General features: G+C 59.9%; 15 protein-coding genes. 13 read left to right on the top strand and 2 right to left on the bottom strand.

The annotated features are described in order from the left end of the window. Window positions 1–26 precede the first annotated feature (26 nt). The 8 genes from EXY20_RS24435 to EXY20_RS24400 all read left to right on the top strand — a co-directional run bounded on the left by EXY20_RS24435 (window position 27) and on the right by EXY20_RS24400 (window position 12,025). Complete coding sequence (locus EXY20_RS24435) at window positions 27–2,192, top strand: DUF4838 domain-containing protein (protein WP_135554734.1); 2,166 nt, start codon at window positions 27–29, stop codon at window positions 2,190–2,192. Window positions 2,193–2,240: 48 nt separating this feature from the next. Then, window positions 2,241–3,152, top strand: coding sequence for a helix-turn-helix domain-containing protein (locus EXY20_RS24430; protein WP_135554733.1), 912 nt, complete (start codon window positions 2,241–2,243; stop codon window positions 3,150–3,152). A gap of 126 nt (window positions 3,153–3,278) precedes the next feature. Beyond that, window positions 3,279–4,148, top strand: a complete 870-nt coding sequence (locus EXY20_RS24425) for a phytanoyl-CoA dioxygenase family protein (protein WP_135554732.1) — start codon at window positions 3,279–3,281, stop codon at window positions 4,146–4,148. 361 nt (window positions 4,149–4,509) lie between these two features. Beyond that, window positions 4,510–5,115, top strand: a complete 606-nt coding sequence (locus EXY20_RS24420; protein WP_135554757.1) for a TetR/AcrR family transcriptional regulator — start codon at window positions 4,510–4,512, stop codon at window positions 5,113–5,115. Window positions 5,116–5,176: 61 nt separating this feature from the next. Then, window positions 5,177–6,388 (top strand): MFS transporter, encoded by a 1,212-nt coding sequence (locus tag EXY20_RS24415; RefSeq protein WP_135554731.1) that lies wholly within the window; start codon window positions 5,177–5,179, stop codon window positions 6,386–6,388. A 105-nt stretch (window positions 6,389–6,493) separates the two neighbouring features. Next, window positions 6,494–9,418: a beta-galactosidase gene (locus tag EXY20_RS24410; protein ID WP_135554730.1), complete on the top strand. Its 2,925-nt coding sequence runs from the start codon at window positions 6,494–6,496 to the stop codon at window positions 9,416–9,418. 32 nt (window positions 9,419–9,450) lie between these two features. Beyond that, window positions 9,451–10,821: a polysaccharide deacetylase family protein gene (locus tag EXY20_RS24405; RefSeq protein ID WP_135554729.1), complete on the top strand. Its 1,371-nt coding sequence runs from the start codon at window positions 9,451–9,453 to the stop codon at window positions 10,819–10,821. A 34-nt stretch (window positions 10,822–10,855) separates the two neighbouring features. Further along, window positions 10,856–12,025 carry an acyltransferase domain-containing protein gene (locus tag EXY20_RS24400; RefSeq protein WP_135554728.1) on the top strand — a complete coding sequence of 390 codons (1,170 nt, stop codon included), beginning with the start codon at window positions 10,856–10,858 and terminating at the stop codon, window positions 12,023–12,025. Here the strand turns inward: EXY20_RS24400 and EXY20_RS24395 are convergent. Further along, complete coding sequence (locus EXY20_RS24395) at window positions 12,022–13,686, bottom strand: response regulator (protein WP_135554727.1); 1,665 nt, start codon at window positions 13,684–13,686, stop codon at window positions 12,022–12,024. The genes EXY20_RS24400 and EXY20_RS24395 overlap by 4 nt on opposite strands. Before the next feature lie 8 nt (window positions 13,687–13,694). Next, window positions 13,695–15,476 carry a sensor histidine kinase gene (locus EXY20_RS24390; RefSeq protein ID WP_135554726.1) on the bottom strand — a complete coding sequence of 594 codons (1,782 nt, stop codon included), beginning with the start codon at window positions 15,474–15,476 and terminating at the stop codon, window positions 13,695–13,697. A 299-nt stretch (window positions 15,477–15,775) separates the two neighbouring features. Between EXY20_RS24390 and EXY20_RS24385 the strand changes: the two genes are divergently transcribed. The 5 genes from EXY20_RS24385 to EXY20_RS24365 all read left to right on the top strand — a co-directional run bounded on the left by EXY20_RS24385 (window position 15,776) and on the right by EXY20_RS24365 (window position 22,564). Then, window positions 15,776–17,308, top strand: a complete 1,533-nt coding sequence (locus EXY20_RS24385; RefSeq protein ID WP_167859484.1) for an extracellular solute-binding protein — start codon at window positions 15,776–15,778, stop codon at window positions 17,306–17,308. A gap of 105 nt (window positions 17,309–17,413) precedes the next feature. Beyond that, window positions 17,414–18,334: an ABC transporter permease gene (locus EXY20_RS24380; RefSeq protein WP_207671332.1), complete on the top strand. Its 921-nt coding sequence runs from the start codon at window positions 17,414–17,416 to the stop codon at window positions 18,332–18,334. Window positions 18,335–18,395: 61 nt separating this feature from the next. Next, window positions 18,396–19,268: a carbohydrate ABC transporter permease gene (locus EXY20_RS24375; RefSeq protein WP_135554724.1), complete on the top strand. Its 873-nt coding sequence runs from the start codon at window positions 18,396–18,398 to the stop codon at window positions 19,266–19,268. A gap of 39 nt (window positions 19,269–19,307) precedes the next feature. Beyond that, window positions 19,308–20,579 carry a Gfo/Idh/MocA family protein gene (locus EXY20_RS24370; RefSeq protein ID WP_135554723.1) on the top strand — a complete coding sequence of 424 codons (1,272 nt, stop codon included), beginning with the start codon at window positions 19,308–19,310 and terminating at the stop codon, window positions 20,577–20,579. Beyond that, the gene (locus tag EXY20_RS24365) at window positions 20,576–22,564 is read left to right on the top strand and encodes an alpha/beta hydrolase family protein (RefSeq protein ID WP_135554722.1); all 1,989 of its coding nucleotides are present in this window, start codon (window positions 20,576–20,578) and stop codon (window positions 22,562–22,564) included. Before EXY20_RS24370 ends, EXY20_RS24365 begins: the two co-directional genes overlap by 4 nt. The last annotated feature ends 159 nt before the right edge of the window (window positions 22,565–22,723 follow it).

Below are 22,723 nucleotides of genomic sequence, written 5' to 3'. Positions count from 1 at the left end.
ATTCGGAGAGGAGAACGGATTACTATATGCGTATCGTTATTGTAGCCGATAAAGGAAGCTTCGCAGGTATTCGCAGTGCCGCAGGCGCAGAGGAAACGATCGACTGGTGGGACGACGCCAATCCCGAAAGCGCCGTCTGTACGACCTGTTTTGCCGCGGTGGAGCTTTACGATCACTTGCTGCGGTTGCCCTCGATTGTCAGCCGGACAGACTGCGAAGTCGTGCTGACTGAAATCGCGGAGGCCGCCTCCGGCGACTGGCTGCTGCTCGTTGGCGGCGCTGCGGCGAATCCGGCGACGGCGGCGCTCGAGCAGCGGCTCGGCCGCGTCGTGAGTGCCGGCGAGGATGCTCCTGAAGAGAGCTACCGCATTTGCACGGCGCTGCACGAAGGCGTGCGGTACACGGTGTTGTCCGGCCGCGATCGGACCGGCACGTTGTACGCCGCCTACGCGCTGCTGGAGAAACTGGGCATTCGCTGGTATGCGCCGGACGAATGCGGCACCGTATTTCCGCCGGCGGAGACGCCGTTCGTCCCTGAGGAAGGCGACGAAACAAGCGCGCCCGCCTATACGACGCGCGGCATTTATACCGAATTCGCCGACGACGCGGATGAGCGGCTTATCGCCTGGGCGGCGCGCAATCGGTGCAACTATGCGCTGTTTCACCGAATCGATCGCCCGCATCGGTTGAAGAAACGGGGGATTCGGCTCGGCGGCGGCGGACATAATTTGCTGCATCGGTTCATGAACCCAAAGGCGCCGTACCCGTATCAAGCGGGCGACGCCTCCAGCAAAGGCGGCCCGACGACGGCGGAGGCGCACCCGGAATGGTTTGCGCTGATCGGCGGGCAGCGCAGCTTCCGCACCGGAAACAATCCGGAGGTAGAAGGCTACTATTGGGGCGACAACTATTGCACATCCAATCGGGACGCGACAGAAGAGCTGTGCAGCCGGGTCGTGGACGATTTGATCGGCGGCGCCTGGAGCCGGCTCGATTATCTCGACGTGTGGCTGTACGACAACGGAGTCTGGTGCGAATGCGAGGCGTGTGCCGCCCAAGGCAATTACACGCGCCGGATGGCGCTGCTTGTTCATGAGCTTAGCAGTCATATCGCGAAGGCGAGGGAAGCGGGCAGGCTGAAGCGCAACGTCAAGCTGATTTTTGCGGCTTATCACGAGTGCCTCGACGCGCCCGACCGGCCGCTGCCGGACGACTTCGATTACAGCCGATGCCTGGTCACCTTCTTCCCGATCGAGCGCTGTTACGTGCACGATTTCGCCGACTCGTGCTGTACCGAAACGAATGCCAAGCTGGTGCGGCAATACGAATCGTGGACGAAAGGCGAAGAGCGGACGTATCGCGGCGAGTTGTTCATCGGCGAATATTACAATGTCAGCAGCTTTGCGAACATGCCGCTGTTGTTCGGAGATCGGATCGCCGCCGACATTCCTTATTATTACGAAACGGGCGCGCGGCATTTCTACTATATGCACATTCCGGTCAAACGCTGGGGCATGCTTGCGCAGATCAACAGCCTTCACCTGCGTTTGCTGTGGGAGCCGCAGCTGGATGCGGCGGCATGGACTAGGCGTTATCTGCAAAACTATTACGGCCCGGCGGCGGATGCGATGGCCGGCTTGTACGACAAGCTGGAGTCGGCGTCGGCGGGTATGAAATACATCAAACATTACCAGGAAAAAGGAGATGCCCGCTACGCTTTGTCCTTTGGCTATCTCGAAAAAGGAAACGGCTTTTTCCCGCTCGTTCACACGCCTTACGGCGACGAGGACGGCCGGCCTGCCGATCCGAACGAAGGCATCAGCTTTCTGGAGACGCTGCGGCTGTTCCGCGAATGCAGGGCAATACTCGACCGCACGTTGGCGGAGGCGGCCGACAGCGGAGCGGATGACGCTTTGCTGCGGCGACTGGCGGACGACGACATGCGGCTGGCATACGGCTGCGCGATGATGGAGTTTTACGACGCCTTGATTCGCGTCACCCGTTTACTGGAGCGGGGAGAGGAACATTTGGCCGGGCAAACGTTCGATCGGGCGCGCATGTACGGCGAAGCGCTGGAGCGAATGACCGAACCGCTGCTGGACTGCCATTATTATCCCGATCTGGCCAACGGGCTGAAAGCCAGTTGGGTGGAGCCGGCCTACCGGCGGTTGGCCGAACGGTTCGGCGGCTGATTGCGGGTTAGGCGCTCGTGCAGGTCGATCGGTGAAGGGGGAGACGAAATGGAGCAGGAGACGACAGGAGCGGCAAGTACGGCCGGCGCGGGGCCCCGGACAAGCGCTTTCGGAGCGTTCGTTGCCGCGTTGCGGGACACCAGGTTTGCGAGCGCGCGGCGTTTCGGCAAGGCGTTATGCCACCCGGGGTGGCAATGGCGCCACTCGTTGCCTTTTGGCGACTATACGCTGTGGTACGTCAGCGGCGGCCAAGGCCATATCCGCGTGTTGGATGAAGAGACCGATCTCCGTCGCGGCACGTTTGTCCTGCTTCGCCCGAACGACCGGCTGTACGCGACGCAGACCGAACGGCAGCCGCTGTCGGTTATTTTTACGCATTTTTATGCCGCCGACCTGCGATCCGGGATCGATCTTGACATCCTGCCACGGTTTACGCAGACCGACAATCACTTCCTGTTCGAGAACGAGTTGAATCATTTGCTTGCCTTGCAGAACGGCGAAGAAGCGTTTGCCGACGAGGAGTTCGACAATGTGGTCAAGCGGCTGCTTATCCAGCTTTGCCGCATTCACGAGAAGCTGCGTTCGGAGGAAGCGCTCTCCTGGCACCATGCGAGCATGATCCGCAACGCGATCGCGCGCATACGCGAACAGATCGGCACCGCTGTCGACTTTCGCGATCTTGCGGCCGGCGCCCATATGTCGCCGCCTTATTTCAGCCGACTGTTCAAGCAGTATACCGGCGAATCCTTAAAGACGTTCGTCGCCCGGACGAAGCTCGAGCATGCGCTGGCGATGCTCAAGGACTCGTCGCTGCGCATTTCCGACATTTCCGACCGGCTCGGCTATTCCGACATTTACAATTTCAGCAAAATGTTCAAGCTGCGCTACGGCATTTCGCCGTCCTATTATCGCCAAAGCCTGGTCAAGGGGAAGGCTGCGCCCGGGAGCGGAAGCAAGTAACGCCGGTGTTGCGGGCAGGGCGGGCAAAGGATAAATTTTGACGGCTGGCGGCATTTGATCGGCTTTGCGCCCGTGTTACCCTGATGGAGTAGCAACGATGCCGAACAGATCAAGGAGTGAACGTTTATGAGCGAATGGACCAACAGAGCACCGAAAAGGATGGCATTCGACTTCGCTTCCTGGGAGCGATTGCCCGAGGCGGAGAAAACCGATTTTTTTGCTGCTTGCGACGAGGAAATGGACGCCGTCGGGGTCGTCGTCCTGGCCGAAGCGATCCCGCATGACTTATGCGACGAGTTTATCGAGCTGATTGCCGGCGAAATTCGCAGCGCCAGCCCGATCGAACGGATGGCCAACCAACGCCGGATCCGACAAACCGGTCCAACCGTGTATAACATGCAGGCGCGTCATCCGAAGTTTATGGCGCAGATTGCTTACCGCCCCGTTATCGATTATTTCCGCCGTTTTCTCGGCGACAGCATGACGCTGTACAGCTGCGAGGGGCGCGTCACGCCGCCCGGCACCGGCGACGGCAACTGGCACTATGACGGTTATGCGCGAATTCCGGACTACTACCTGACGATGAACAGCCTGCATTATTTGTGCGATTCGACCAAAGAGAACGGAGCGACGCGCTACATCCCCGGCACGCACAAGGAATTCATCCCGCTCGCCGAAGCGGCGACACGCGAAGCGAAGTACATCGATGTGAAGAAGGGCGACATCGTGCTGTTCAACCCGTATTTGATCCACTCCGGATCGGCCAACCAAACGGAGAAGGAACGCCCGATCATCATCAACTATTATTGCCGGTCCTACATGAAGTCGGAGTTCAACTATCCGCGGATGATGAGCTACGTGGAAGCGAGCAAGCTGACCGAAGACCAGCGCCGGCTTCTCGGCTTCGAGCATATGATGCTGGAGGACCTGCACGAGATGTACCGGCTGGTCAGCTGCCGCAAAGCGTTGGCCGACATGAACCCGTACAGCTTCTGAGCAAGACGGAGGAGTGGGCGGGCTCGCCTCTTCTCGGGCAACTCGTTGGTAATAGGCCATGTTTTGTGGCTTATTCCGCCGAAAATAGCGGGCAGCATCAAAATAGCCAGTGATTTCACTGGCTATTCGTTCTGCAATCCCAATTTTGGGGCTGCTGGTGCGAAATAACCCGTGTTTTCGCTGGCTATTTCGGGCGAGCCGGGTAAAAATGGACGAAAAAGCCATTTTATATGGGCTATTTTGGGAGACGCAAACGAATTCGGGCCCGGGTGACTTGCCGGGAGCAACATTTTCAGGTAGAATACTGAATGAACGTTCAGTATGATTCGATAAGCGATGTCGTGAAGGGGGCGGACGAGTGTTGAACAAAAAAAAGCAGCAAAGCGAACAAACGAAAAAACGAGTCGCGGACGCGGCCAAAGCGCTGTTCGTCCAGAAAGGCTTCAAAGCGACGTCGATTGATGACATCGTGCAGGCGACGGGCAGCAGCGCGGGCAATATTTATTATCACTTCAAAAGCAAGGAAGGGTTGTTCCTTTACCTGATCGACGAATGGGACAGGGAGTGGGAGCAGAAATGGCGGGAAAGGGAGCATCTTTATCCGTCGGCCGTCGAAAAGCTGTACGGCATGGCGGAGCAGCTCGTGCGCGACAACCTGAACCATCCGCTGACGAAAGCGGCGGACGAATTTTTTACCCAGTCCGAGAAGTCGGGCGATATCGAAGAGCGTTTGGCCGAGATGGTGGCGGGGTATTTGAAGTTCAACCGCAAATTGCTGCAGCAAGGGGTAGACAGCGGCGAGTTTGGAGCGATCGACGTCGAGCGGCAGGCGATTCTGCTCGACAGCCTGATCTTCGGAGTAAGCCAGCATTCGCGCAAAAAGTCGCAGGAAGAGGCGCTGGTTTTGTACCGATCGGCGATCGACCTGTTTTTGTACGGCATCGCCCGGCCTTCGGCCCAATCGTAGGCCGGCATTTTTTTGGCTTAATATAGAATGAACATTCAGTATTATTGTTGGAGGGCTCGTCATGAACTTGCTGCTTCGGGAAAGAGGGGCGATTCTGCTCCTGATTGTGAACCTGTTCTTAATTTTCACCGGAATCGGTCTCGTTATTCCGGTCATGCCGACTTTTATGACGGAACTGGGCATCGGCGGCAGTGTCGTGGGCCTGCTTGTTGCCGCGTTTTCGCTGACCCAGTTTCTTTTCTCCCCTTATGCGGGCAAGTTGTCCGATTCGATCGGCCGCAAAAAAATCGTCATCGCCGGCATGCTCGTTTTTGCTTTGTCGGAGTGGATGTTCGGCGCCGCGCATTCGGTTGTGCTGCTCTTCGCCGCCCGTTTCCTCGGCGGAATTGGCGCCGCGCTGATCATGCCGGCGGTTATGGCCTACGTGGCGGACGTCACTACAAACGAAGAACGGGCCAAAGGAATGGGCTTCGTCAATGCCGCGATCACGACGGGGTTTATTATCGGTCCGGGCATCGGCGGGTATTTGGCGGCTTTCGGCATCCGGGTACCGTTCTATGCGGCGGCAGCTGCGGGTCTGGTCGCCGCCGCGGTAACGGCGCTGCTGCTTGCGGAGCCTTCGCGCGCCCCGCAGCCTGCCGTTCGCGAACCGGAAACGGAGCGCGGGCAGGACAGTCTGCTCAAGCAGCTGCGGCTATCGTACCGGGAACCGTTTTTCCCGGCGCTGCTGCTTGTGTTTGTGCTGACGTTCGGCCTTGCCAACTATGAAACCCTGTTTGGTCTGTTTGTCGATCATAAATTCGGGTTTACGCCCAAAGATATCGCTTTTGTCATCACGTTCGGCTCGATCGCCGGCGCGGTTGTGCAAGCGACAGTGTTCGGTTCGATCCTGAACCGGTTCGGTGAACAGCGGGTAATATCGCTTTGTTTGCTGGCCGGTGGTGTGTTCGTATTGCTATCGCTGCTGGTTAACGGCTTCTGGTCGATCTTTGCGGTGACGTTGTTCCTGTTTCTGAGCATCGACATTTTGCGGCCGGCCATCGGCGTGCAGATGTCGCGAATGGGCGAAGACCGGCAAGGGTACGTGGCCGGGCTGAATTCGGCGTTCACCAGCCTCGGCAACATCGTCGGGCCGATCGCCGGGGGCGTGTTGTTCGACGTGAACGTAAACGCGCCGTATTCGCTGGCTGCCGTTGTGCTGCTGGCCGGCTACGCAATGACCGTTTTTGCCGGAAAAGAGAGAAGAAGCAGCCGTTACGAAGGCGTTCGCTAAACGAACAAGTAAACAGACGTATGGCAATGTCATCATCGGTTTGTAGGTGGCCCAAGTTCGCGGCGCTATAATGAAGACGAACTTGAAACCTGCAGGGGGGATGACATGTCCAGCATGATACTCGACACCTTCGCCGGCGGCGAATCGCTCTGGTCCGGCGACGTGGCATACGGCCAAGGACCGTTTCCCGGCGGACGCCTCGGCGCGCGAATCGCCGGCACTGCTGCCAGCGAACGGTTGCCTGCCGATTGGCGCGGCGCCCGTTCGCTGCAATTCATGGTGTACAATCCGCTGTCCGAAGCGGTTGTCGGCGGCATCGAACTTTACGACACGGCGGCGCTGGCAAGCCCGAACCGGGAATTCGGCGACTGCGTCGATCTGCGCAGGTCGCTGCTGCTCGGAGAAGGCGTCACGTTCGTCGTCATCCGCATCGATCCGATCCGTACGGCGCGCGGCGATCGGATGCTCGACCTGGCGAATGTTAAACGCGTGGCGCTGCGGATGCCGGCGCGGCGGCCGGACGGCGAAGCGCTGGCGGTATCCTCGCTGCTCCTGTCGGAGCAAGCGGAGGAGCCGGACGATTCGTTTCAGCCGCAGCCGGGAGACACGATTTTGATCATCCATCATTTGGATATTTCCTGCTATACGTATCTCCCCGAACAATACCGCGAGCCGGACGATGTAGCGGACCTGGAGCAGGCGGTCGTGCGGGAGAAGGCGCGTTTGACCGACACGATAGCGGTCGCAAACACGAACGGCAAGGCGGCCCGTTACGCGCAGGCGGCGCTGCTTGCGGCGGATATCGCGCTGAAAGGAAGGCCGCTGCTTGCCTGGCATTTCGGGCCGGCGGCGAAGCGGCGCAACCTGACCGGCGCCTTGCGCGAGCTGGAGCGCCATCGCGGCGAACTGGCGGCGCTGCTTTCCTCGCGCCAGCATGAGGACGACGAAGACGACTCCAACCATGCTTCGCCGTCCGCAGTGAAGCCGCTTCCGCAGCTGCGCTCCTTGACCGTGCGCGGAGATGCGTTCGTCGACGCGGCCGGTACGCCGCAGCTAGTTTGCGCGATGAGCTACCACAACGAAGGCGCGTTGCTCGACTATTTTGCGCCGGAGCAGCACAAGGTGGAAATTTATGCCGTCGGCGGCGGTTCGCGTTACGATATCGAATGGTCGCCGGTGTACGAAGCGTTCCACCGCCATCCGGGCACGGCGCGGGCAGGCTGGCAAGGCTGGTGCGGCCACCTGATCAAAGATCAATGGGCGATGGGCGGACGCAAGGAGAACGTTGTCATCTGTCTCGAAAACGAACACATCCTGGAAGCGATCGATCGCTACAACGAGGAGCATCTCGACGACTGGCGCCACTTGCCGCACTTGATGTACGCGATTCTCGGCTACGAGCTGTCGTACATGTGCTACTGCGACAAGTCGCTCTCGCGGTTCCGCAACTGGCTGGCGGAACGTCACGGCAGCATCGAAGCGCTCAACGCCGTCTGGGGCACGTCGTACGCCTCGTTTGCGGAAGCGGTTCCGCCGCCGGCGGACGGAGGGGCGCCGGCCGCAGACGCGAATCGTGCCGCCTGGTTCGATTGGGCGGACTGGAATACGCGGCGGTTCACCGACCATCTGCTGCGGGTCAAACGCAACGTTCGCCGATTGGAGCCCCGGTTGCCGCTTTGCGCCGGAGGCACGTCCAGCATGCTGAGCGCGGCGAACGGCACGACCGGCATCGACGAAGAGCTGATGATCAACGAAGTGGATGACGTGATCTTGCATGAAGGCAACGACCTGCTCGGCATCGATCTGTTCCGCGCGCTGGCGGAGACGCCGAAGCCGATCGTCGACCCGGAGCAGGGCGGAGACAACTCGCGCTGGCTGCTGAATTATTTGCACGGCAAAAGCACGATTTCGAAGTTTTGGTGGCCGAAGCAGCCTTCGCGGCAATTTCCGTCCAGCACGCTGATGGCTCCGGCACACGGCAACGCGCCGATTGCCGAAGTGGCCGGGTATTTGTATACGGCGCTCGACGTTCGCCGGTTGAACAAGGAAATAACCGCCTTCTGGACGGTATCGCGCGAAGTCGCAATTCTATATTCGAAAACGAACGTCGTGCAAGTGCCGCCGGAGCTGATGAAAGGCGATTCGACGCCTTATCTGAACTCGCTGCGCGAAGCGTACGAAGCGGCGCGCTGCCTGGACGCCGGCATCACGTTTATCAGCGAAAAGCAGCTGTGCCGGGACGTTGCCTTCACCTTCAAGCTGATCGTGCTGCCGGCGGCGAAACATATGCCGCCGGCGGTTTTTGCCGCGCTTGACCGGTACGTGCGAAACGGCGGCCATGTGCTCGTGTTGCCGGAATCGCTCACGCATGACGAATATAACCGGCCGCAGCCGTATTTGGCGCAATGGGGATTCCGCGTCGACAACACGATCGTTCCGCAAGTGGCGGGACTCGGCGAAGCGGTGCAGCGCTACGACCAAAGTCTGGCGCAGGAGGTGCGCTACGAACCGGGTGTAAGCCGCGAAGCGGCAAGGGTGCATCCGGACTTGGCATCCGTTCGCATATGCGTGTCCGGGTTATGGCAACACGTATTCGCGCCGGATGCGGAGGTACTGGCTGCGGACAGCGCTGGTTGCCCGCTGCTGCTGAAGCGGCGGCAAGAAGCCGGCACGATCTGGTATGCCGCCGGATCGCTGCAGCGCTCCTCGCTTGGCGGCATCCTGGACGTGCTGTTCGCCGAAACGGGCGTGTTGCGGCCGCTGAAAATAACCGATCCGCTCGGCAAGCGGATCGAAGGGCTCGAGGCGCGTCTGGTCAGACGGCAGCACGACGATCTGGTGTACGTCGCCAACGAAAGCGGTCGGCCGGTTCGGTTCGTCCTGCATACCAACCGCCCCGTTCACCGCATTCGCGAGCTGCGTTCCTTGCAATTCTGGCAGCAGCCCGAAGGCGACATCCGGAATGGGGAAACGCTGCTGCTGTCGTTGATGGAAGATCCGGCGATCCGGTTCGGCCAGCACGTTATTTAGTGAGGTTAAATATCGAAGAGGGGGGACGAACGATGGCGGACATCAAAGTGCTGTTTTGGTTCGATGTCGAAGATTACATCAATCCCGAGTCCGAAGAAGGGCTGCTCGGCATTCTGGAGCTGCTCGACAAGCGCGGCATTACCGGCATTTTCAAGCTCGTCGGGGAAAAGGCGCGCGCCCTTGCCCGGCATGGCCGCAGCGATATTCTCGACAGGCTGAAGCGGCACGAAATCGGCTATCACACCGATTGGCACAGCGTGCATCCGGTCGTCACCGAATATATGGAGCCGCTTGGTTTCCGCGAAGGGGCGGAAGTATTCGAACGAATCGAAGGCGGCGGCTTCCGCGACGTGCAGCGCATTACCGGCCGCGCTGCCGTATGTTACGGCCAGCCCGGTCTCGCCTGGGCGCCTCAGCCTTATGCGGCGCTGAACCGGTGGGGCGTACGCGCGTATTTGGACAGCCACGACCAGATCGCGTTGGAAGGGCGGCCGTTCTGGTATGGCGGGCTGCTGAACTTGACGTCGCTGCATGGTATTATGAGTTTGCCGCTTGAGAACGGAGCGCTGGAGCCGGCCAAGCGAACGTTCGACCGGCTGTGTGCCGAGCAGGAGCAAGAGTCGGTCGGGTTTATCAGCATTTTCTACCATCCGACCGAATTTGTATTTGCCGAGTTCTGGGACGCCGTCAATTTTGCCAAAGGCAACAACCCTCCCGCCTCCGCATGGGTCAAACCGGCGTTCCGGCCGGAAGGGCACATGCGCAAGTTTCTCGACATGGTCGGCGAATTCGTCGACTATACGCTGACGCGGCCGGGCGTGTCGTATGTCGGAACCGCGGATGTGCTTGCGCTGGAACGATCGTCGCAAACCAAACGCTCGCTGACGGAAAGCGAACTCGTCGAATTGGCAGCACGAACGGAGCATGAACTGAACTACCAAGTATACGATGGCTGGAGCTTGTCCGCTGCGGAACTGTTCGGCGTGTTCCGCCGGCACGTGCTGGGGGAAGAGCCGATCATCGAAACGATCTACGGCCCGGAGCGGGACGATCCGGGCGATCCGCCGTTTTATGCGCGGAAGGCGGCGATTGTCGACGCGCTGCGGGCGCTGCTGCCGGAAGTATGCGGATTCAAGCAACTGCCTGACGCTTTTGTCGTGGAGGGAAAACGCATCAGCCCCGCCGCGATGACAGGCGCGCTGGCCGCCATCGTCCGTGGCGGACGCACCAATGACGACGATGCGGTTCTTCTCGCGGACAGGAAACTGAAAGCGGCGGAGCACGCCGGATCGGACGGCGCCTGGGCGAAGCATTGGATCATTTTCCCGGACGACCTGCAAGTGCCGAACATCGTCGCCATGTCGAAGCTGCAGGCGTGGACGTTGAAGCCCGCCTTGTTCTAACCGAAGCGAAACGCAGCGAAAGGGGGAACGACTGTTGAGCGATATCACAGAAATGTTGTCCGACTGGCAGTTCGACCAAGCGAACCGGGTGCTGCGGCTGGAACCGCCGCTGCTGAACGCGTTCCGCGAAGCGGCCGCTATCGTTCGCGCCGATGCCGAACTGCGGCAGCTCGCTGCCGACTGCCGGGACATCGTTATCGGCGCAAGCGGCGGCGACACGCCGCGGGTCGCCGAAACGCTCGAAGCGACGCTTCGGCTTAACAGCCATACGATCGACGCGGCGATGGTCGAGCGGGGAGGGATGTTCCCCGCTTTGCTCGTGCCGCTGCTGCTTCCATGGACGATACGCCGCTACCAAGAGCAGCGGCTGCCGGACATAGTGCTGGTCGATACGATGAGCGACGTAACTGTATGGATGACTCACTACTACGGCGAACACGGCGTTTGGGGGCTCGGCCAGATCGGCTGGCTGCTGCGTCACTTGCGAGGCGAGCTGTTCCGGCTCGGGCGGCTGCAATTCGTGCGGGACACGTTCCGCCACTCCGTCATCGTGCTGCGCCATCGCCGCAGCGGCGAAACCGCCGCGTTGTCCGAGGCGGGCGTCGTGTACCGCTCGGACGGCAAGATCAACGGCACAAACGGCATCTACGACGCCGCGAACAAGTGGACAGCGCGTTACAAGGCGAACGCCGACAGCTACGTCGGCAACCCGATCTTGTCCGCCGGCGTGGCGTCAAGCGAAACGATCCGGCTGCCGGCGGCCGACTGGCGTATCGCGCTGCGCCGGGGCGATCCCGTGCTCGACGTCCATATCGCCGAAGGCAGCAAGCTGACGCCGGAGGCGTGCCGGGAATCGCTGCGGCAAGCGGCGGCGTTCTACCAGGCGTTTGATCCGCCGCAGCCGTTTCGCGCTTTCGTCTGCGCTTCCTGGCTGCTCGATCCGCAATTTGGCGCGATCCTGCCGCCATCGTCCAACATCGTTGCGTTCCAGCGGCTGTTTTATTTGTTCCCGCTGTTGTCGGACGAAAGCGAAACGTACTTGCGGGTGTTCGGCTCGCGCAAGATCGATCCGGCTACAGCCGATCGCGGCAGCACGCTGCGGCGGGCAGTCGCCGACTATGCGGCGGCGGGCAACCGGCTGCATGGAGCCGGCGGCTTGCTGCTGGCGGAGGACGGCGACGCCGGGGTGAAGCCGGCGTATTAAGGCTCCTGCCGCATGTCGCGGTATTCCTGCGGAGTCATGTGCATTGCTTTTTTGAAGAAACGGGTGAAGGCGATGCCGGATTGGTAGCCAACCGCTTCGGCGATTTCATGAATTTTCAGCTCGCCCTGGCGCAGCAATTGTTTGGCGGTGCGGATGCGCAGGTCGAGAATGTATTCGGACAACCCGACGCCGGTCATTTGCTTGTACAGTCGGGAAAGGTAGGATGGGTTCAGGTGAACGCGTTCGCCCAGCCGCGTCAGCGACAAATCGTCGCGCAGATGGGTGTCGATGTACGTCTGCAGCTTGCTGACGACGTGGTTCGATTGTTCGTTGCGGTTCGACTCCCGGCGGCGGAACACTTGCTCGGCCAGCCGCCGGAACGAATCGGCATACGCCGACCAGGGGACGTGTTCGTCATAGCGGAGAAGCGATTGGGCGCCGTCCGGTTCGTCCGCTCCGGCGGCAGCGTCGGGACGGTTCATGTTGGACAGCAGTACGTAACACAAGTAATGATACGCCTCCAGCCGGCTTGCGGCATCGTCCCCGTGCTCCTCGATCGCCTTGCTTAACTCCATTAACAATTCGTAAAAATCTTCCTTCTGACCATTCCCGATATAGTCGGCCAGCCGGGCAAAGTGGCGAAACCGCAGCCGCGGTTTGTCCGCTTTGCCGCGCGGGACGGCGGCGCTCTGGCGGTCGTTGTTCTGCTGCAATTCGACATCGGTCGTCAGCAGTTCGCTGTTCAGCCCAAGCCCGCTTTTCAGCAGCTGCTCGAGCTGTTGAAAGTGGTTCGGCACTTCCTCCCAACCGACCGGCCTGGCGCCGATGATGAACGACACCTTCAGCTGCAGCAGCTCCCGGCACGTATTTTGCACCGTTTCCAGCGTCCCGTACAGGAAACGAAACTGGCGGCCGCGCTCCTTGTCCGCGGGTTCGGCCGTTTGCGGCTGCAGAAACCAGGCAAGGTGCGACTTGCCGTAATGGACCGAAAGCACGTTCGTCGAGCCGGCCATGTATTCGCCAAGGATGTTCTGCAAGCTGTACACCAGCAGGATGCGGTCGGAATCGTGCATGTTCGCTTTCCATTCGTCCAGCCTTCCGAGCAGCAAATAGACCGGCTCTTCCGCAACAAGCGGAATGTCCAGCCGGCGGAACCGGTCGCGGCGCGTTTCCGCCGCCAACGCGCGCCCTTCCAGCAGCTCCATCCCGTATTCCCGCTGCAGAAACGGTTTGGCCGCCTGAAACTGCGCGTTCGCACGGGCGATCATTTCTTCCGCTTCGACTTCGTCGAGCAAGGCGCGCGCCGCTTTGCGCACCGCGCCGACGATGCGGGCGTCGCCTTCCGTTTTCATAATAAAATCGAACACGCCGTGCGCCGCCGCTTCCCGCGCGTAATGGAAATCGTGGTAGCTGGTCAAAAAAATCACTTTGCAGCGCGGCCACTGTTCGCGAATGTCCTTGAGCAGGTCAACGCCGGTTTTTACCGGCATTTTGACGTCGGACAGCACGATATCGATTTTGACCGCATGCAAAATATCAAGCGCCTCGAACACGGAATACGCCTTGTGCAATTCCAGCTCCGCTTCCATGTTGTCGGCGAACAATTCCATCAAGCCGTCGACAATGACGGGCATGTCGTCCACGATCAGCAGGCGAAACATCGTTGTCTTCACTCCCCGGGAAATAATACGATGGCGGCCAATAAGCCGCCGAGCGCGCTCCGCGACAGCCGGATGCCGCTCTTCGCGCCGAATTTCAGCTGAATGCGCTTGTGGATGTTGTACAGGCCGGTGCTTTCGCCGACGTCGGTGTTGAAGCTTTCGAGGCTGAGCTGCAGTTGGCCGAGCTGGCGGTCGTCCAATTGGCTGCCATTGTCTTCAATGACGATCATCAGGCAAGGGGGACGGCCATCCTCGCGGATTTCCTCGAAACGGACGATCAGCCGGCCGTCCCGCAGCATATGCTCGAACGCGTACTTGTAGGCGTTTTCGAGCAGCGGCTGCACGATCAGCCGGGGCACCGCCACATCGCGGTATGCCTCGGGCAGCGGCTCGAAGGCGACGGCGATCCGTTTGTCGAAGCAGACGGTCTGAATGTCGGTATAGGCACGAGCATGCTGGATTTCGTGTTCGAGCCGGATATCGTCCGACGCGTCGCGGGTAATGAATTGGAAATAACGGCCGAGGTATTCGGCGAACGTCGACGCTTTGCCCGCATCGCCCGAATGAATGAGCCGCGACAGCACGAAGAAGCTGTTGTACAAAAAATGCGGGTTGATTTGCGATTGCAGCCGCTTCAGCTCGGAGCGCTGGTTGCGCAGCTGCTGGACATAACCGTCCTGGATGAGCACGTGCAGCCGGCTGACCATGTCGTTGAATTTTTCGTACATATAGCCGAACTCGTCCTTGTGCGGATGCTGCAAGGCAAATTGCAGGCTGCCGCGCTCGACTTTGCGGAAGCCGTTGACCAGCGTCTTCAGCGGTTGATGAATGAGTTTGTACAGCCAGAGCGAGAACAGGATGATGACCAGGCTGGAAAGCGCGGACATGATCCAGAAGAAGATGCTGTAGGTGCGCAGCGAGCCGAAGACGACGTCTTCGCGGGCGTAAACGGCCAGCACCGTATTCAGCACGTCCGATCGTTCGTAGGCGACCAAATACTTCTGGCCGGCCATCTCGACGGACCGGACCTGCCCGGCGGCGGCGGATGTTACCCGCTCCTCGAACAGCCGCTGCAGCCGCGTATCGATCGCGGGCGACGCGGAGGTGGACATTTGCCACTTCTGGTTCGGCTCGTAGAAGGTCGCGCCGCCGCCGGCATATCCGTTCATGCCCTGAAGCAAACTTTTCACGGAAACGTCGTACATCCTGGCGGCGAGCACGAACAGTCCGTCTTGCCCGGCGCCGCCGCTGCCCGGTTGGAAAATATACGGGGCGCTGATATACACGCTGCCGTTCCACGAATGGAAGAAGCCGCCTGTCGGCATCGTCTGCAGCGACTCGAATGCCCCCCGGTCGATCGAGCCGCTGGAGGAACCGTAGCTGAACAGCGTGTCCCCGAGCGCCGGCAGGAAGGCAAGCGTATTTTCGATGTGGCGGCTCGTCGTTTGCAGGTTGACCAGCAGCCGCTGAATGTCCAGGATGAGCCCCGCCTTTTCGACGTCGGTCATGCCGGTCTGTTGCGACTTGACGTATTGCAGCGCGATTTCCACGGCGCTCTGGTCGAGCGCTTGTTTGATCCGGACGAACTCGGTTTCCAGCAATTTGTTGTACGAATGGACGGTGCCGAGCAAGGAGGCGGATATTTCGTTGCGGTTTTTGGCGGCGCCGACGTTGTTGACGTAGAAGTTGAACGCATACAGCGGGGAAACGATGATAAAGAAGCTGAGGAGCAGCTTGGTCAAGATCGACAATCCGCGAAACGTTTCGCCCGCACGCGCCAACCATCTCATTGCGCTCGCCCCCGCCGCTTTTTTTCTCCATGGTAATCACTCCCCGCCATGCTGTCAACGCTTTCGCCGCGGGCGCGCAGGGCCGCTTGCGATGCGGCTTAACCGACGTTTACTTTCCTTAACCGACGTTTACATCCGGGACGCCCGGGACAGCCGGACGGCACAGACGGAAGTGGTAAAGCGCGGTGCACGAATGTAAACAGCGGTTGGTATCGGCGGCAAAAACGCCAATGCTATAATCGAATCAAGCTTAAGCGGCACGAAATCGATCGAGCAAATTGATGCAGGGGGAGTTGTCCATGAAAAAGGTTGTTGTTGTGATGTTCGCCGCCATCTTCGCATTAGCGTTGATCGCCGGATGCACAAAATCGAATTCGGGTACGGATCAGCCGTCGCAGTCGCCCGCAGGCAGCGCCAAACCGAGCGAAACGAAAAAAAGTTCGCCGGCCTCGCTTACGATGATGGTGCAGAACCATCCCGCCTGGCCGCTCAAAAACGATTGGCTCGTGTGGAAACAGCACGAAACGAACGCCAACGTCAAGCTTACCGTTTCCGGCTACCAGGGCAACTGGTGGGACGCCATTCCGCTCGTTGTCGCTTCCGGCGATATGCCCGATCTGATGTGGATGGCAGGCAACGAAATGATTCACCGCTACGGCGCGGAAGGCGCAATCGTCAATTACCTCGACAATCTCGACAAAATGCCGAATTTGAAAGCGTTTATCGAAAAATATCCGGAAGAAGTGAAACCGCTGCTGTCCACGGACGGCAAGCTGTATGTGCATCCGTCCCGCGGAGCGTACGGCACGTACGACGGGTTGTACCTGTACCGCGAAGATATTTTCCAGAAGCATAACCTGAAGGTGCCGCAAACGTTCGACGAATTGTACACGACGCTGGTCGAGCTGAAGAAGCTGTACCCCGACAGCACGCCGCTTCTGTTCAGCGGACTGGTCGGCTTTACGAACTTCGGCTACAGCTTCAATACCGAACACGGCTTCTACTACAACCCCGACGACAAAGTCGTGAAGTACGGGCCGATTGAGGACAATTACCGCAAGCTGCTGGAATTTGCCGCCAAAGCGTACAAGGAGAAGCTGATCCCGATCGAATTCGGCAATATGAACAGCGAAAAAACCGACAAGCTGATAACGACGGACAAAGCGTTCATCTACTACGGTTATATTCCGCAGATCGACTCCTACAACACGAAGATGAGAGCGTCCAACCCGAGCTTCAAGCTGGCGCACATGATTCCGCCCAAAGGGCCGAACGGCAAACAATACGACGCCAGGCAGTTCCTGCTCGGCGAAGGGCTGACGGTATCGAGCAAATCCAAGAACAAGGAGGCGGCGCTCAAATACGTCGACTACTTGTTCTCCGATCTCGGGCGCGACACGGTAAGCTGGGGCAAGGAAGGCGTCACGTACGAAGTAGCCGGCGGCAAGAAGAAGTTCCTGCCGGCGATCAAGGACCAGAAAACCGCTTCGGTCGAATACGGCTTGAAGACGTCGGGCAACATGGCGTACTTCGACAACGACGCCAATCTGGCGCTCATGTCGGAAGAATCGAAAAAAGCGTATACGGAGGCCGAAAAATACGTCGGACCGATGTCCGCGCTGCCTTCGGTCACCAAAAGCGAGGACGACGCGATCAAGCTCAAGTCGCAGGCGATCGGCAAATACGTCGACGAAAACATCAGCAAATTCGTGCTCGGTGAAAAGCCGCTCAGCGACTGGAACAGCTATGTGGAAGGCGTGAAGAAGCTCGGCGTCGACGACGTGCTTAAAGTGTACAACGATGCGCAGGCCCGACTGGACAAGAAAAAATAAGCCGTTCGCCGCATGGCCGGCAGGAGTCGCGGAAACGCCTCCTGTCCGGCCGCCTTGCGGGGCGGCGGCTGTTATGGACTACGAAGGGAAGAGGGGGTGGCGCAGATGACGGGAAGTATGTCGCACCGGATCGCCAAGCGGCTGGGTGAAAGCAAATGGCTGCTGCTCCTGTTCGCTCCCGCGCTCGTGTACTTCGCGCTGTTCGAGTACGCGCCGATGTTCGGATTGATTGTCGCTTTTAAAGATTACAGCGTGTTCAAGGGCGTATGGGCGAGCGATTGGGTCGGGCTCAAATATTTCCGCTTCCTGTTCGACAATCCCGACTTTGTGCCGCTGCTGCGCAATACGTTTCTGCTTGGGCTTTATTCGATCCTGTGGGGATTCCCGGCGCCGATTCTGCTGGCGCTGCTGCTCAACGAAATTCGCCATTCGGTGTTCAAACGATTCGTGCAAACGGTCAGCTATTTGCCGCATTTCATTTCCAACGTCATCGTTTCCAGCATGATTCTGATGTTCCTGTCGCCGGACGGCGGGATGATCAACGTTTTTCTGCAGCAGTTCGGTCTGGAGCCGATTTATTTTATGTCCAAACCGGAGCTGTTCCGTTCGATCTACGTTTCCTCCGGCATCTGGCAAGGCATCGGCTGGGGCACGATCATTTATTTGGCGGCGATGACGGCGATCGATCCGCAGCTGTACGAAGCGGCCGAGCTTGACGGAGCGGGAAGGTGGCGCAAAATGCGGCACGTCACGCTGCCCGGAATCCTACCGGTCGTTATCGTGCTGCTGATCCTGAACATCGGCGGTCTGCTGTCGACCGGATTCGAAAAAGTGCTGCTGCTGTACAACCCGCTGACGTATTCGACGGCCGACATTTTCTCCACGTATACGTATCGCAGCGGTTTGCAGCAAGGAAATTTCAGCTATGCGACGGCGATCGGCATGTTCAACGGCATCACCAGCTTCCTGCTGATCATCGCCGCCAACTACGGCGCGCGCAAGCTGCGGCAAACGAGCTTGTGGTGAAGCCGGTTCCTTCGGGCAGCGGTGCAAACGGATTTTGGCATGCGAGGGAGGAGGGGGACGGATGGCAACCCGACAGTGGGACGCGTTTACCGTTGTCAACAGCTTGTTTATGCTCGTGCTGGTGTTCGTCATGCTGTACCCGTTTGTTTACATGATTAACGTTTCGCTCAGCAGCGAGCTGTACGTCATGAAGAACCAGGTGTCGTTTTGGCCAAAAGGATGGACGTGGTCGTGGTATCGCATCGTCCTGCACGACTCCCGGCTCGGCATCGGCTACCGCAATACGATCGTGTATACGGCGCTTGGCACGTTCATCTCGCTGGCCGCCACGTCAATGGGGGCGTATGCGTTGTCCCGCCGCCGCATGGTGCTGCGCAAATCGCTTACGCTGGCCATCGTGTTCACGATCCTGTTCAGCGGCGGCATGATTCCTTCCTATCTGGTCGCCAAAGAACTCGGCATTCTCAATTCGATCTGGGCGATGGTACTGCCGGGGGCGGTGAGCGCCTACAATTTGCTTATTTTCCGCGCCTTTTTCGAAGGGCTGCCGGAGGAGCTGTTCGACGCCGGCCAAATCGACGGCCTGCACGACATGTCGCTGTTCGCGCGCATCGTTGTGCCGCTGTCGAAGCCGGTGTACGCGGCGATCGGGCTGTTCGTGGCCGTCGGCATCTGGAACAATTTCTACAATGCGCTGATTTATTTGCGCGATGCGAACTTGTTCCCGCTGCAGTCGGTGCTGCGCGATCTCGTCATCTCCGGCTCGCTGGCGAACGAAGCCGTGTCGCGTTCGGCCACGCGCGGGGAAACGAACGTGGTGGTGTCGATCAAATACGCCACAATTATCGTCAGCACGCTGCCGATTCTGCTGCTGTACCCGTTCCTGCAAAAATATTTCGTCAAAGGCGTGCTGATCGGCTCTGTCAAAGGATAAGCGCGGTCGGCAAAAAAGAGACAAGGAGTGGAGTACGTCATGATCGAAGCGGCATTGCTCGGCGCCGGAGGCAGAGGCATGTTCGCTTATGCTTCCTATGCGCTGAAACGGCCCGATGACATTCAATTCGTAGCGGTGGCGGAACCGAACGAGGAGCGGCGCGCCATGTTCGCCCGGCTGCACCGGATTCCGGCCGAACGCACGTTTGCCAGTTGGCAGGAGCTGTTGGCCCAGCCGCAGCTGTGCCGGGCGCTGCTCGTATGCACGCAGGACAACGACCATTACGAACCGGCGATGAAAGCGCTCGAAGCCGGTTACGACCTGCTGCTGGAAAAGCCGATGGCGAACGATCCGCTGCAGGCGCTGCGCATTGCCGAGAGGGCGGACCGGCTCGGCCGGACGCTGACGGTGTGCCATACGATGCGCTATTCGACGTTTTTCCGCAAATTGAAGGAATTGACGGACAGCGGCGCGATCGGCCGCATCCTGTCGATCCAGTGGACGGAGAACGTCGGCTATTGGCACCAGGCGCACAGCTTCGTCCGCGGCAACTGGCGGCGCGCGGACGAAACGAGCCCGATGATTTTGGCCAAATGCTGCCACGACATGGACATGCTGCAGCATATCGTCGGCGGCGAATGCGTGCGCGTTTCTTCGTTCGGCAGCCTGTCGTATTTTCGGCGGGACCAGGCGCCGGAAGGATCGACCGAACGGTGCACCGACGGCTGCCAAGTCGAACGGACGTGCCCGTTCTCGGCGATCAAGTGGTATTACAACGAAAAAGACCAATGGCCGCAAAATGTCGTCTCGCTGACGCCGACGCTTGAGGCGAGATGGAAGGCGCTGCAGGAAGGGCCGTACGGCCGCTGCGTCTTCCGCTGCGACAACGATGTGGTCGACCATCAGGTAGTCAACCTGCTGTTCGACAACGAGGTGACGGTTGCGTTTACGATGACGGCGTTTACGACCGACAACACGCGCAGCCTGAAAATTATGGGCACGAACGGCGAAATTCGCGGTTACGACGCACTGAACGAGCTTGAGGTCATCCGCTTCTCCGGCGAACGCTGGAAAGTGGCGCCGGAACGGGTGGAAGGCGGCCATGCCGGGGCGGATACGATGATCATGGCCGACTTCGTCCAGCAGCTGGCGAGCGGCGACACGCTTGGCAAGTCGCCGGGGCTCGTGTCGGCGCGCAGCCATTTGATCGCGTTTGCGGCCGAACGGTCGCGGCTGAGCGGCCAAACGGTCGTCATGAGCGACTATGTGCGCGAGCTGCAGCAGGAGCAGGAAGGAGGAGCACGGCCATGAGCTTCGGTCCTTATGTAAACGGCTACTATGACGTTGGCGCCCAGTTGCCGGATTATTTGCTGCGCAAAACGCAGGAAGCCGTCGCCCGTACGGCGGCGGAAAAAGCGGCGATCGTCACAGCTGAGCAGTTCGAGCTGCGCCGGGAGCGGCTGCGCGCCTATTTTCGGCGGATGATCGGCGGCTTGCCGGACGTCAAAACGCCGCTTGCCCCCGTTTGCACGGGGGAGCTGGAACGGGACGCCTATACGATTCGCAACATCGTGTTCCAAAGCTTGCCGGGCATTTACGTAACCGCGAACTTGTATGTGCCGAAAGGGGACGGCGGTCCTTACCCGGCCGTGCTGTTCACCTGCGGCCATATCGAAGCGGGCAAAGCCGCGCCGATTTACCAGAAGGTGTGCATCGAGCTCGCGAACAACGGTTTTGTTGTGCTTGCCGTCGACCCGGTGTCCCAGGGCGAACGGATGCAGGGCCACGATCCGGCGCTTGGCCGCACGCACGTCCGTTGGCATGCCGAGCACACGTATCTCGGGCTGCAATGCGAATTGGCGGGTCGGCATATCGTGCGGTATTTTGTCTGGGATTTGATTCGCGCCGTCGACTACTTGAGCGGGCTGCCGGAAGTGGACGCATCGCGCATCGGCGTCACCGGCAATTCCGGCGGCGGCATTCAGACGCTCATGGCGATGATCGCCGACGAACGGATTGCGGCTGCGGCGCCTTGCACGTACATCACGTCGCGCGAATCGTACATGAAAACCGGTCAGCCGCAAGACGGCGAACAAATCTGGGACGAAGCGATCGCCGAAGGGATGGATTACGACGATTATTTGACCTTGTTTGCACCGAAGCCGGTGCTTGTTGGCGCGGTGGAGTCCGACTTTTTCTGCGTGGAAGGCACGGAAGCCAGCTTCGACGCGGCCAAGCGGGTGTACCGGCTGTTCGGCCGGGAAGAGGCGTTGTCCATCGCGCTGGCGAAAGGCACGCATTCGTTCAACGACGAGCTGCGGCGCGCCGTGGTCGCCTGGTTCGTCTTGCAGTTCCGCGGACCGGACTGCCCGGTGCGGCTGGAAAGCAGCTTGTTGCCGGAGCCGGTGGCGGCACTGCGCTGCACGGCGAGCGGGCAAGTGATCGGCGAATACGCAGACGCCGTCTCCGTGCAGGCGGACAACGCGCGCGTGCTGCCGGCGCTTCGCGAGCGGCTGCGGGAGCTTGCGGCGGAGCCGCTGCGGCTGAAAGCCGCCGCCTTGGCGTGGCTGCGTTTGCCGGCGGGCCGCGACCGCATTCGGCCGCGGGTCGTCCACACGGAGCGGCTTGACCGCGCGGGCCGCAATATGGAGCAAGCGCTGCTGCGCGAGCAGGTGTTTTTCTTCAGCGAGCCGGACATCGCTGTCGGCGGCACGTTCGTCGCGCGGGAAGGAGCTGCCCGGCACCGGACGGCCGTGCTCGTATTGGACGCGGGCGCAGGCGCGATCGAGCTGGAGAACGAGTGGATCGAGCAGCTGACGGAAACCGCCGCCGTTTTTGCGTTCGACACCCGGGGGATGGGGGCGTTTCGTTGCCGGGCGGTCAGCGCCCGGGCGTTCGATCAGATGTTCGGCACCGAATACAAGCTGAGCTGCGATGCGCGGATGCTGGGGACGCCGCTGCCGGGCATGCGCGTGTTCGACGTGCTGCGGGCGCTCGATTATGCGGCGCAGCGAGACCCGCAGGCGAAGCTGGCGGTAGCCGGCAAAGGGTTTGCCGCCATCTATGCGCTGCTTGCCGGCGTGCTCGACGACCGGGTCGACGAAATCGAGCTGATCAACATGCCGCGGTCGTTCGCCGATATCGTCGACAGCCGTTTTTACCGTTACGATGTCCGGTATCATTGGTATAACGTGCTTGCGCACTTCGATTTGCCCGAATTGATCGCGGCGTTCGGCAGCAGCAAGCGAATCAGCGTCGTCGAAATGCCCGACGTTGGCGACATCGTTCGCTTCTGAACGAACGGTTGCAAGTCCACAGCCCTCAGTCATCCGATCGATTGCCCGGCAACCCAAATAGCCCATGAAAAATGACCTATTTGCCTCCTATCGCTCGGCACACCCGAAATAGCCAGTGAAAACACTGGTTATTTGCCCCGGATCTCCATTAAATAGGCA

Source organism: Paenibacillus cymbidii, from assembly GCF_004764705.1.
GTDB classification, from domain to species: Bacteria; Bacillota; Bacilli; order Paenibacillales; family NBRC-103111; genus Paenibacillus_AN; species Paenibacillus_AN cymbidii.
Note: the sequence above shows the minus strand (reverse complement) of the source record. Positions and strands in the feature narration are given on the sequence as shown.